The organism is Pseudomonas sp. AC083, from assembly GCF_979253165.1.
Map to the genome: position 1 here is coordinate 13,449 of NZ_CEEDDH010000023.1, position 13,242 is coordinate 26,690.

At 63.7% G+C, this 13,242-nt stretch carries 4 protein-coding genes; all 4 read right to left on the reverse strand.

Going from position 1 to position 13,242, the window contains the following annotated elements; all coding sequences use genetic code 11:
• Positions 1–13 precede the first annotated feature (13 nt).
• Positions 14–7,837, reverse strand: coding sequence for an amino acid adenylation domain-containing protein (locus tag AC0IXA_RS24805; RefSeq protein ID WP_471814678.1), 7,824 nt, complete (start codon positions 7,835–7,837; stop codon positions 14–16).
• Positions 7,834–11,235, reverse strand: coding sequence for an amino acid adenylation domain-containing protein (locus AC0IXA_RS24810; RefSeq protein ID WP_471814679.1), 3,402 nt, complete (start codon positions 11,233–11,235; stop codon positions 7,834–7,836). Before AC0IXA_RS24810 ends, AC0IXA_RS24805 begins: the two co-directional genes overlap by 4 nt.
• Before the next feature lie 187 nt (positions 11,236–11,422).
• A complete protein-coding gene (locus tag AC0IXA_RS24815; protein WP_471814680.1) occupies positions 11,423–12,409 on the reverse strand; it encodes a TauD/TfdA family dioxygenase in 987 nt (328 codons plus the stop codon).
• Positions 12,410–12,444: 35 nt separating this feature from the next.
• Entirely contained in the window at positions 12,445–13,185 is a 741-nt protein-coding gene (locus AC0IXA_RS24820; protein WP_471814681.1) for a thioesterase II family protein, read from the reverse strand.
• Positions 13,186–13,242: the final 57 nt, after the last annotated feature.

Below are 13,242 nucleotides of genomic sequence, written 5' to 3' on the forward strand. Positions count from 1 at the left end.
GCGTTTTTCCCTCTCAAGAAATCAGTTTTTCCAGATCATCGAGGGATAGACGTTTGAGGGCCTCCAGTGATTTAGCCAATTCATCCTGAACGGGCGACATTTCGACGCGCAGCGCTTCGATCCGCACGCAGAAATCCTTGAGCGTGTCGGTCTCGAACAACGCCTTGAGCGGCACCTTGTCGCCCAGACGTTCCTGCACCCGGGTCACCACCAGCGTCGCCAGTAACGAATGGCCGCCGAGCTGGAAGAAGTTGTCCGCCAGCCCTACCCGCTCGACTTCCAGCACCTCCTGCCAGATCGTCGCCACCTCCCATTGCAGATCGCTTTGCGGCGCCTGGTATTGCTCTTGCGTCGGGCTCTCGCCCAACGCCATCAGCGCCTTGCGATCGAGCTTGCCGTTGGGCGTCAGCGGGATCGCGTCGATCAGGTGCAGGTGCCCCGGCACCATGTGCGCCGGCAAGCGACTGGCCAAGGCATTGCGCACCCGCTCGGCCAGCGTCGACCGCTCGCTGTCCGGCGCGGCGACGAGGTAGGCATGCAGGTGTTTGCCTGCGGCGCCGTCCTGCGCCAGTACCACCGCCTCACGGATATCGTCGAGTTCCAGCAGGCGTGCTTCGATCTCGCTGAGTTCGATGCGGAAGCCGCGAATCTTCACCTGATGGTCGGCGCGACCGATGTACTCGATGTTGCCATCGTCGCCCTGGCGCACCAGATCGCCGGTGCGGTACAGGCGCTCGCCATTGCTCGCGTAAGGATTCGGCACAAAGCGTTCGGCGGTCAGCGCGGCACGACGCAGATAGCCGCGCGTCACCCCGGCACCCGCTAAGTACAGCTCGGCCGCCACGCCCTCGGGCAGCACCTGCAACTGACTGTCGAGCAGGTGCGCCACGGTGTTGTCCAGTGGCCGGCCAATGTTCGCCCGGCCCTTTGGCGTGCGCAGGGTGAAGGTCGAATAAGTGGTGTCTTCCGACGGCCCATACAGGTCGTAGACCTGCCGCACCTGGGTGCTGGCATAGAGGCTGTCGACCAGACTCTGTTTGAGCGGTTCGCCGGCCAGATTGATGGTGCCGACCGAAGCCGGAATCTGCCCGGCGCGCTGCAACGCGGCAATCGCCGACGGCACGGTATTGATCAGCGTAACCTGATTGCGCGCCGGCAAATCCGCCAGCGCCAGGGCGTTGTCGGCCAATACCAGACAGCCTCCGCAGGCCAGCGTGACGAAAATTTCCCACACCGACAGGTCGAAGCAGATCGAAGTCGAAGCCAGCACACCGCGTAATTGTTCTTCGCGATAGACCCCAGCCGACCATTGAATCAGCGCCGACAGATTGCCGTGGCTGATCGCTACGCCTTTCGGTTTGCCGGTGGAGCCGGAGGTATAGATCACGTACGCCAGATTTTCGGCCGCGAGGTTAACCAGTGGCGCAGTGGCCGGGCATTCGCTGGCGACGTTCTCGTCCACCAGCAGCACCTGCGCACTCAAGGTTTCGGGCAGCATCGCCAATGCCGCTGGCTCAGTGAGCAGCACCGCCGCGCGGCTGTCGTCGAGCATGTGCAGCAAACGTTCCTGCGGGTAATCCGGGTCGAGCGGTACGTAGGCGCCACCGGCCTTGAGGATCGCCAGCAAGCCGACCAGCATCTGCGGCGTGCGGCGCATGCACACGCCTACGCGCACTTCCGGCCCGACGCCCATGCCTTGCAGCTTGTGCGCCAGACGATTGGCCCGGGTATCGAGGTCTTGGTAAGCGATGGACTGCTCAGCGAACAGCACCGCGTTCGCCTGTGGCTGTCGCTGCACTTGCGCGGCGATGTGCGCCAGCACTGTGCGTTGATCCGGCGTGGTAACCGGCGCCTTGCCCCACTCGATCGCTTGTTGCCGTTGTGGCTCGGCGAGCAGTTGCAGCGCGCCCAGCGGCTGTGTGGCGTCGGCGAGGAACTGCTCGAGCAGACCTTGCAGTTGCCCGCTCAACGCGCGGATCGCTTGAGCGTCGAAACTCGCCTGATCGTAACTCACACCCAGACTCAGCTCGCGGCCGGTGACCGCCACCAGCGTCAGCGGATAGTTGGTCTGCTCCTGCCGGCGGATTGCCGAGAACTTCAGACCCGTCTGTGGACCCTGCGCCAGCGCTTGCGCCATCGGGTAGTTTTCGAACACCAGAATGCTGTCGAACAACGCCCCGGCGCCCGTACCGGCCCAGCGCTGAATGTCATACAGCGGCGTGTGTTCGTGCTCGCGCAAGGCCAGGTTGAGCGCCTGCACCTGTTGCAGCCATTGATTCACAGCGATCTCGGCCGACGGCGCTGCCACCACCGGCAAGGTGTTGATGAACAGGCCGATCTGCTGCTCGACACCCGGCAAATCCGTCGGCCGCCCGGCGACAGTCGCGCCGAACGTCACATGATCCTGGCCCGTATAACGCTGCAACAGCAGCAGCCACGCCGCTTGCACCAGCGTGTTGAGCGTGACTTTCTGCTCGCGGGCAAAGCGGTTCAGTTCGGCGGTCAGCGGTTCGCTGAACACATGCTCGTGATCGGCATAGCCGCTGGCCGCGTGCCTGACGGGTATGGCGCTGGCCAGTCGCGTCGGCTCTTCGAGATCCGCCAGCGCCGTGCTCCAGAACTGCCGACTGGCTTGCTGATCGCGCTGGCCGAGCCACTCGATGTAATCGCGATAACGCCCCTGCCCTGCGCTCGGCACGATGCCGGCGTAGCGCTGCAACACTTCGCCAAACAACTGTGAAGTGCTCCAGCCGTCCATCAGGATGTGATGGCAGGTGTAGATCAGGTGATGAGTGTGCTCATCGATGTGCACCAACGTCACGCGCAACAGCGGTGCGTCGAGCAGATCGAAGCCGTTATGCAGGTCTTCAGTGGCGAGATGATCAAGTGCTGAATCAAGGCCAGCGCGACCGCGCCAGTCCTGCACCTGCCACGGCATCTGCACACGGCTGCGTACCACCTGCACCGGCGCGGCGGCATCCTGCGGCCAGACGAACGCCGTACGCAGAATATCGTGAGCATCAACAGTCTGCTGCCAGGCCTGGCGGAAGCGCTCGGCGTCGAGCTGCTCGACGTCGACGCGCAGCTGATTGGTGTAGGCCGGGCTGTCCGGCTCGTTGCGGCTGTGGAACAGAATGCCTTGCTGCATCGGCGACAGCGGGTACAGATCGACGATGTCACGCGGCGCCATCGGCAGCGCCGACAGCTGCGCCTGGGTCAGGTTGGCGAGTTTGAAGTCCGACGGTGTCACGCCACCGGCCGCGCTGTCGCAGCAATGTTCGATCAAGCGTTGCAGTTCGCGGCGATAAGCCTCGGCCAGCGCCTCGATGGTCTCGGCGCGGTACATGCCGCTGCCGAAGGTCCAGGTCAGTTCCAGCTCTCCGCCGAGAACCTGTCCGTCGACGCTCAGCCAATTGCCCAGCGGCGCTTGCCCATCCTGATTGGCGCCGGTGCTGTCAGCGCTTGGCAGGAACAACGCGCCTTGCTCGGCGCTGAACGCGCCGTCGAACTGACCGAGGTAATTGAAGGTCACCCGTGGTTGCGCCAGCGTCTGCAACTCGGCTGCACGCGTGAGGTAACGCAGCACGCCATAACCGATGCCTTTGCCCGGCACGGCGCGCAGTTGCTCCTTGATCGCGCACAGCGACGCAGCGGGATTGGCCTGCGGAGTCAGGCGCACCGGGTACAGGCTGCTGAACCAGCCGACCGTGCGGCTCAGGTCGATGTCGTCGAACAGGTCTTCACGACCATGGCCTTCGAGCTGGATCAACACCGACGGTTGCTCGCTCCAGTCACACAACACCCGCGCCAATGCGGTCAGCAACAGGTCGTTGATTTGCGTGCGGTAGGCCGCCGGGGCGACTTTCAGCAGCTTGTCGGTCAATGTCTGGCTCAGGCGCGTACTGGCGCGAGCGGCCTGGGCGCGGGTCTGGCTGTCTACGGCGAAATCTTGTGGCAGTGCCGCGTCTTCAGCCGCCAGGGTCTGGCGCCAATAATCGCGTTCGCCGGCAAGCGCTTTACTCTGCGCATAACGATGCAACTGCTCGGCCCAGTTGTGCAGCGAACTGCTCTGGCTTGGCAACATCGGCGCCGTCCCCGCCGCCAATGCCTGGTAAGCCTGCTGCAAGTCTTCGAGCAGAATGCGCCACGACACGCCATCGACCACCAGGTGATGAATGACCAGCAACAAGCGCTGCTCGGCATTCGGCAGAGTGACCAGCACCGCGCGCAGCAACTGCCCGCGTTGCAGATCAAGGCTGCGCTGCGCCGCGTCGGCCACGGCCGGCAAGGCATCGAGACTGTCCAGTTCGCGCAGCCAAAGCAGTTCGGCATCGCGCTGAGTCTGCGGCAACGCCTGCCAGCTATCGCCCGACTGCACAAAGCTCAAGGCCAGCGCTTCGTGCTGCTCGACCAGCGCCGCCAGCGCCTTACGCAAATGTACGGTGTCCAGCGCCAGGGTCGGTTGCAGCATCACTGACTGGTTCCAGTGCTGGCGCTGGGCAATCGGCGTGTCGAAGAAGCGCATCTGGATCGGCAGCAACGGCAACGGCCCGCGCGCCACTGGTGCGGCGACGGCAGCCGGTTTGGCTTCGATCAGTTTGGCCACAGCGGCCAGTTGGCCGATGGTCTGTTTTTCGAACAACTGCTTGGGGCTGAGCTTGATGCCCTGGCGCTTGGCCCGGGCGATGATCTGCAAGCTGAGGATCGAATCGCCACCCAGTTCGAAGAAGTTATCGCTGCTGCCGACTCTTTCGAGCTTGAGCACCTCAGCCCATATCGCGGCCAGTTTTTCCTCGATCTCACCGACCGGCGCGACGAACTGCTGGCTGACCACGCCGGGCACTGGCAAGGCACGCTTGTCGAGTTTGCCGTTGGCGGTCAGCGGCAGCTTTTCCAGCAACAGCAACTGCGCCGGCACCATGTAATCCGGCAGCCGCGCCTGCAACTGCTCGCGCAGTTCCTGCGCCTGCACCTTCGCGCCCACCGCCGGCACGCACCATGCCAGCAGTTGCAGGCGCGCCGGGTCGTCATCCAGTGGCAGCGCGAGCACGGCGGCTTCGCTGACGCCATCGAGGCTGAGCAACACCCGCGCGACTTCCGCAGGCTCCACACGGTAGCCGCGCACTTTGACCTGATCGTCGGCACGACCGATGAATTCCAGCGCCTGCTCGCGATTGCGCCGGACCCGGTCGCCACTGCGGTACACCCGCGCGCCGGGGTTCCCAAACGGATCAGGCAGGAAACGCTCAGCGGTGAGCCCCGGCTGATTCAGGTAGCCTAGGGCAACGCTGTCGCCGCCGATGTACAGCTCACCGGCGACCTGATCGGCCACTGGGTTGAGCACATCGTCGAGCACATAGACATGAGCACCGACCAGCGCTGTGCCGATTGGAACACTGCGCGCCTGGGCGGCGAGTTCTTCGACCTCGTGGGTCAGCACGCCCACGGTGGTTTCGCTCGGGCCATAGTGGTTGATCAGACGACAGCCCGGTTTCAGTTGCTGCACACGCTCGACCAGCGCCGGCGAACAGGCTTCGCCGCCGACGATCAGTGCGTGTTCCGGCAGCACATCGGCAGGCTTGGCCGCCTGCAACAGTGCGGCGAGATGCCCGGGGACGATTTTCAGCACGCCAACGCGATGGCAGGCCATGTATTCGGCAAAGCGATCCGGGTCGAAGCCGAGTTCTTCCGGCAGCACATGCAGCAGTCGGCCCGAGCACAACGCACCGAACAGCACGGTGAAGCCAAGGTCGGCGGCGATGGTCGAGACCAGCGCCATGCTCGCCTCCGGCGCCGGCGCCAGACGCTCGAGTATGCCGCGCACGTAACTGCCCAGCGCGCCGTGGCTGACCAGCACGCCCTTGGGTTGCCCGGTGGAACCGGAGGTGTGAATCACGTAGACCGGCGACTGCGCATACAGCGTCAGTTCAGGCGCGGACGTCGGCAGTGACTGCCATTGCCCCGGTGCAAACTCCAGACCCTGACAGCCCTCACCCGCCAATTCGCTGAGCCGTGCGTCGCCTTCAGCACCGATCATCGCCCGCGCCTGCGCAGCGCCGAGCATCTGTTGCAGGCGCGCGCTTGGCGCCTTGACGTCGAGCGGCATGTACACAGCGCCAGCCTTGAGAATCGCCAACAGGCAAGTCAGCCAGTCCAGCGAACGTTCCAGCAGCACCGCCACCGGATCGCCGACATTGACGCCCTGCGCACGCAAATAATGGGCGAGACGATTGGCTTGTTCATCCAGCGCCTGGAACGTCATTGTCTTCTGCAAATCACGAGCCGCCAGCGCCTGCGGCTGCCGCGCCACTTCACGCGCCCAGTGTTGCAACACCGTCAACGCCGGTTCGCGGTGAATGGCAAGCGCAGCAGGCCGTGGTGTGGCAACTGTGTGCAATGGCGCCTGCGGCGAGTCGAGCAACTGGGTAAACAGATCCAGCAACATCGGCACAAAACCGGCGACCGTTTCCGCCCGATAGAGATCGCTGGCGTAGGTCATCTGGCCGTGGATCAGCGCGCCGTCGTCGGTGATATCCAAGGCCAGATCGAAATGCGTGCCGTCCTTGGCCAGCGGGTATTCACTGACGGTCAGGCCGGGCAAGGCCATCGAGCGTTGTTTCTGCATGCCGACGTTCTGGTTGAACTTGGCTTGAAACAGCGGGTTGTGGCCCAGGGTGCGTTCGGCGACCAATTCGTCGACGAGTTGCTCGAACGGCAATTCCTGATGCGCCTGCGCACCGAACGCCGCTTCACGCACCTGCGCGAGCAAATCGGCGAAACTGCCGCGCTCATCGACCTGGCAACGCAGCACCTGGGTGTTGACGAAGAAACCGATCAGTCCCTCGACTTCGGCGCGGCCACGGTTGGCATTCGGCACGCCGACACGAATGTCGCGCTCGCCGGCCAGACGCGAAAGGAACAGCGAGAACCCGGCCAGCACCAGCATGAACAGGCTGATGCCCTGGCTGCGCGCAAAAACGTTGAGCTGTTGCGACAGGTCGGTGCCGAAATCAAAGCTCAGGGTCTGTCCTGCAAAGCTTTGCGTCAGCGGTCGGGCAAAGTCCGGCGCCACTTCCAGCAGCGGATGTTCGTCGCCCAATTGCTGACGCCAGTAGTCGAGCTGGCGTTCACCCTCGCCGGCCTCCAGCCAGCGCCGCTGCCAGATCGCATAGTCGGCGTATTGCAACGGCAGCGCCGGCAATTGCGGCTCGCGCTGCAGGCTGAACGCCTGATAGCACTGGACGAATTCCTTGACCATGACGTCCATCGACCAGCCATCGGAGACGATGTGATGCATGCTCACCACCAGCACGAACTCATCGTCGGCCAAAGCAAACAGGCTGGCGCGCAACAGCGGGCCGTGGCGCAGATCGAACGGTTGCGCGGTCACGTCTTGCACGTGTTGCGCGAGCAGTTCTTCGCGCTCTTGCGCGGCGGTGCCGGTCAGATCGAAGCGTTGCAGCGCAATACTTTGCTGCTCGAGAATCAGCTGATGCGCTTGATCGCCGTCGGTGTGAAACACCGTGCGCAACACTTCATGGCGCGCCAGCAGATGATCGAACGAGCGGCTCAGGGCCGACTCATCCAGCCGGCCTTTCAGACGCAAGCCAGCGGCCATATTGTATGCGGCGCTGTGCGGTTCCAGTTGCCAGAGAAACAGCAGGCGCTGCTGGGCGAACGACAGGGGAATCTGCGCGCAGTCGTGGCGGCTGACCGGCAGCGGCAACAGGCTGAAATCCTTGCCCTCCTCGCGCAGCTTGGCGAGAAACAGCCGACGCTGTTCCAGCGGCAGGCCGACGAACCTTTTTGCAATACGTTCCGCCATCGTGCCGCTCATACTTCTTCTCCTTGCAAAGCATTCATGAACTGATCCAGGTCGGACCAGTCGTCGTCGCCGCTCGTCTCGGCCAGTTGCCCGAGCACCTCGGCGAGATCCGCCAGCAGCGGTTTTTCGAACAGGCTGCGCAGCGGCAGCACCACGCCCATCTGCTCCTTGACCCGGGCAATCACCTGCGCGGCCAGCAACGAATGGCCGCCCAGTTCAAAAAAGTGATCGTCCAGGCCCACACGCGGCACGTGCAGCACCTCGGCCCAGACCTGCGCCAGACACTGCTCGGCTGGCGATTGCGGGGCGCGGTAATCGCCCTGCAACTGCGCCGGATCCGGCGTCGGCAAGGCCTTGCGGTCGAGCTTGCCACTCGGTGTCAGCGGCAGATTCGCCAGCAACAGCAGATGCCCCGGCACCATGTAATCCGGCAGGCTGGCTTGCAGCGCGGCGCGGGTCTGCTGACGGAACGCCGTTTGCGTTGCCGCGCTGGCAAGCACCGCAGGTTCTGTCACAACGTAGGCGACCAGTTGCGCACCGCCGGCGAACGGCACCGCCATCACCACTGCTTCGCGAACGCCCGAACATTGCTGCAAGCGCGATTCGATCTCGCCCAGTTCGATGCGAAAGCCACGAATCTTCACTTGATGATCGGCCCGGCCGACATACTCCAGCGCGCCATCGCCGCGCAGCCGCGCACGGTCGCCGGTGCGGTACAGGCGCTGGCCGTCGGCGAACGGGTCGGCAATGAAACGCTCGGCGCTGAGGCTCGGTTGGCGCTGATAACCGCGCGCCAGACCTGGCCCACCGATGTACAACTCGCCCACCGCGCCTTGCGGCAGCAGGTTCAGATCATCGTCGAGCACGTACAGACGCCGTGCTGCCAGTCCTTTGCCGATCGGCATCCCACGCCACGACACGTCCTGTGCGGTCAGCGCGGTGCAGTCATGAATCGTCGAGACCACCGTGGCCTCGGTCGGGCCGTAGGTATTGAGCAGGCGCACATGGCCGAGCCCGGCCTGCTTCCACAGACGCAAGCCGTCCACCGCCATGGCTTCACCGCCGACGTGAATCTGCCGCAGCGCGCCGAAACTGGCCGGCGGTTTCGCCGCATATTCCTGCACCAGCCAATACCAGTAGGCCGCTGGCAGATCAGCCAGGGTAATGCCGTGATCGATGATGACCTGATGCAGCGTCGCGCTGTCCCACAACGGCGCATCGCGCATGACCACGCTGGCGCCGTGGCACAGCGGCGGGAAAAACTGCTCGACGAAACCGTCGAAGCTGCTGGTGGCGAATTGCAGAACCCGGTCGCCTTCGCGCAGATCGCTGTAGTCGATGGCGCGGGCGATGAACTCGCTCAGCGCGCCATGACTGACCGCCACGCCTTTCGGCCGCCCGGTGGAGCCAGAGGTGTAGATCACGTACGCGAGGTTGTCAGCCTCGACAGTGACCGGCAGGTTGTCGCTCTGCCCGCTGGTGGGCAATTGCTCCAGACACAGGCACTCGATGCCGTCGAGCGGCGGCAGGCTGGCGAGGCTTTGTTGGTCGCTGAGCAATAGTTTCAAACCACTGTCAGCGAGCACATGGCGCAAGCGTTCGGCCGGGGTCTGCGGATCCAGCGGCACATAGGCACCACCGGCCTTGAGCACGGCAAGCAGCGCCACCGCCAGTTCCAGTGAACGTCCCAGCGCGACGCCGACCAGCACGTCCGGGCCGACACCCTGTGCGCGCAACTGATGGGCCAAGCGATTGCTGCGGCTGTTGAGCTCCTCGTAGCTGAATGCCCGTGAAGGCGCGGTGGCCAACAGCACCGCCGGCATTTGCGCAGTGCGAGCGACCTGCGCTTCGAACAAGCTTTGCACGCTGATAAAGCGAGGCGCTGGCGCTGTGGCCTGGATCAACCCGTGGCGTTCGCTGTCGGCGAGCATCGCCACTTCGCCGATCAACTGCTGCGGATCACGGCACACCGACTGGAGAATGTTGCGCCAATGTCCGGCCAGCGCGGCGATGGTGGCGGCGTCGAAAATATCCGTGGCGTAAGTGAAGGCGGCAAACAGTTGCTCGCCCTCCTCGCGGGTGTCGAGCATCAGATCACTGGTGGCCGCGTGTTGCCGGCCGCTGCCGGCCAGTTGTTCCTCGCTCAGATAGCCCACGCGCAAGCCTGAAGCGAGTTGCGCCTGATGCAAATCGGTAACCAGCGGCTGATGGTTGAACATCACTTGAAACAGCGGATTGTGGCTCTGGCTGCGCGCCGGTTGCAGGGCTTCGATCAAGGCGTCGAACGGCAGATCCTGATGGGCTTGGGCCCCGAGGGCGGCCTGGCGCAGGTTCTGCAGCAACTCGGTGAAGGGCGTTTGTGCGGTGACCACGCTGCGCAGAATCTGCGTGTTGACGAAGAAGCCGATCAGGCCCTCGGTTTCACTGCGGGTGCGGTTGGCGATCAGCCCGCCGACACGAATATCGGTCTGGCCGCTGTAGCGATGCAACAGGGTCTTGAACGTTGCCAGCAACACCACGAACAAGGTCACGCCCTGACGCTGGGCAAGGCTTTTCAGTTCTTCGCGCAGGGCTGCGTCGATCACCGCTTCCAGGCGTGCGCCTTGATGGCTGGCTTGCGCCGGATAAGCGCGGTCGGTGGGCAATTCCAGCACAGGATGTTCGTCGCCCAGTTGCGTGCGCCAGTAGTCCAGTTGCCGCTCGCGCTCACCGGCCTCCAGCCAGCTGCGTTGCCACAGTGCGTAGTCGCGGTAATGCACGGTCAAGGGCGCCAGCGTCGGTTCACGCCCGGCCACCAACGCGTCGTAAGTGCGCATGAATTCGTCGATCAGAATGTTCATCGACCAGCCGTCGGCGATGATGTGGTGCAGGGTCAGCAGCAGCACGTGTTCCTGCGCGGCCAGGCGCAACAGCCGCAGACTCAGCAGCGGGCCGTTCTGCAGGTCGAAGGCCTGGGTCGCCTCGGCCATCATGTGCTGCTGCGCCAGCGGCCAGCGCTGGGTTTCGGGTAACGCGCTCAGGTCAGTCACGGGCAACTTCAGTGGCTTTGGTTCGGCCACACGCTGGAAGGCACGCTCGCCGTCCTGGCCGAAGGTGGTGCGCAAACATTCGTGGCGCGCCGCCAGACGGCTGAAGGCCTGTTCCAGTGCCTCGACTTGCAATTCACCATCCAGACGCACCGCCATCGGCAGGTTGTAGGCGGCGCTGGTCGGCTCCAGTTGCCAGAGAAACCACATGCGCTGCTGCGCGTAAGACAGGCCATCACGCTCGGCGATGCCGTCGCAGGCGGTCATTGGAAGCTGCGCAAAATCGATGCCCTCGCGGGCCATGCCGGCGAGGAACAGACGGCGTTTGTCCTGGGGCAATTCGATAAAGCGGCGGGCTAGTTTCTGTGCGTCTGCGGCATTCATGCGTGAAGTCCTTGCTGATCGGCGGCGTGACCTGGAGACCCGGTCGTATCAACAAGAACGAATGGCCCGCGCGATGATTTAGCGCGCCAGCGGCAATCACGGCCCGACGGTACAAAGGCCAGACAGACAAATGCCGAAGCCGGTACAGGCCCGGATTCGGCATTTGAGTTGAAGAGTGGCGAAGCGCCTAACGCACGTCCTGCAAATGCCCCTCGGCCATCGCCACGATGACTTTGCGCGGCCCTTCGAACGGTGAGCGCGCGTGAGCCGAGAGCATGTTGTCGAGCATCAGCACATCGCCCTCCTGCCAGGGGAAACTGATCGCACAGTCGTCGAGCACCGCACGAATCTGCGCCAGCACTTCGTCTTCGATCGGCGAGCCGTCGCCGTAGTAGACATTACGTGGCAGGTCTTCTTCTTCGTCGACGATGTCGAGCAAGCTTTCGCGCACGTCCGCTGGCAGGTTGGAGATGTGAAACAGGTGCGCCTGATTGAACCAGACGTGGTCGCCGGTCACCGGGTGCACCGCCACCGCCTGACAGGTCTGCCGCGTGCGCAGCTCACCGTCGTCCTTCCATTCGCAGACAATGCCGTGTGCCTTGCAGTAGGCCTCGACGACTTCGCGGTCTTCGGTGTTGAACACATCTTCCCAAGCGACATCTAGGCCATTGCCGAAGTTGCGCACATACATCAGGCCTTTACTGACGAAACGCTCGCGGATCGCCACGGGGATGCGCCGGTAGACTTCGCGGCTGTCGGCAATCGGCGTCTCGCCTCCGGACCTGGCAGCGATCATGCTGTAGAACCAGATCTTCATCGGCCAGTCGCGGGAATAGGCCTGCTCGTTGTGCAGCGGAATGCTTTGGTGCGCCGGGTATTCGGTGGAGGTGTACACGCCTTGAGTGACGTTGGTACGCGGCGTCGAGCCGAACTCGTAGTTGAGCAGCGGATGGCCGAAACTCGCGGCAAACTGGCGAAACTGCTCGGCGCCGTCGAGGCGGAAGCCGCGAAACAGCACGCCACCGTCGCGCAGCAGATGCTCGTCGACCAAGGCCTTCAATTCATCGAATACCGCCAACAGATCGGTGTCGGCATCGCCCGCCTCGACCAGCAGCGGCAAACGTCCGCGCTGCGGCAGCAACGGCCGCACGGAAAACCCCAGAGCAACAGCCATGACCGGCCTCCTGAAAATGATAGATGAGTCGCGTCTCAAAACGCCGGTTGTGCGGCCTGCGCAAGGCGCCGGTGATGCACTTCCAGATGGGTCTTGATCGTGCGAATGACCCGCGCTTCATGTTCATGAATGAAGAAATGCCCGCCGGTCATCATGTCCACCGAGAAACTGCCCAGGGTCTCTTTGCTCCAGCCGATCAGTTGTTCGGTGGTGGCGCGGTCTTCCTTGCCACCGAGCACGTGCACCGGGCAATTGAGCAAGGGCCGCTCGGCAGGCGTGAAGCGCCCGCACATCATGAAGTCGGCGCGCAGCACCGGCAGGGTCAGGCTCATCAGCTCTTTATTGGCGAGGACTTCTTCGCTGGTGCCCTGAAAGGTGCGCAACTGTTCGATGAGTTCTTCATCACTGCGCGGTTCGGCAAAGCCACGGTCGTAGTCGCTGCGCATGGTCGGTGCGGCGGTGCCGGAGGCGAACAGCGCCAGCGGCTCCGGCACACCCAGTTCGCGAAAGGCATGGGCCATTTCGCAGGCGAGCAATGCACCGAGGCTATGCCCGAACAACGCATACGGGCCTTGCAGCCCCGCTTTGTGCTCGCGCGCCAGTTGCCGCGCCAGTGCGCGCATGTCGGTTTGCAGCGGTTCATCGAACCGCGCGCCACGTCCCGGCAGTTCCACCGGTTGCAATTGCAGCCACGTCGGCAGTTGACGCCGCCAGCGGCTGTAAACCATGGCGCTGGCGCCCGAATAGGGCAGGCACAGCAATGTCAGCTTGGTCACCGCGCTTTCCTTGAAAAATGTGTCTGCAAGAAAGACGGATCACTGGCCGGACAAATT

What these genes read in the sequence shown, in the direction of transcription:
- AC0IXA_RS24815 (WP_471814680.1), bottom strand. Translation starts at nt 12,409, where the DNA reads ATGGCTGTTGCTCTGGGGTTTTCCGTGCGGCCGTTGCTGCCGCAGCGC.
- AC0IXA_RS24810 (WP_471814679.1), bottom strand. Translation starts at nt 11,235, where the DNA reads ATGAATGCCGCAGACGCACAGAAACTAGCCCGCCGCTTTATCGAATTG.
- AC0IXA_RS24805 (WP_471814678.1), bottom strand. Translation starts at nt 7,837, where the DNA reads ATGAGCGGCACGATGGCGGAACGTATTGCAAAAAGGTTCGTCGGCCTG.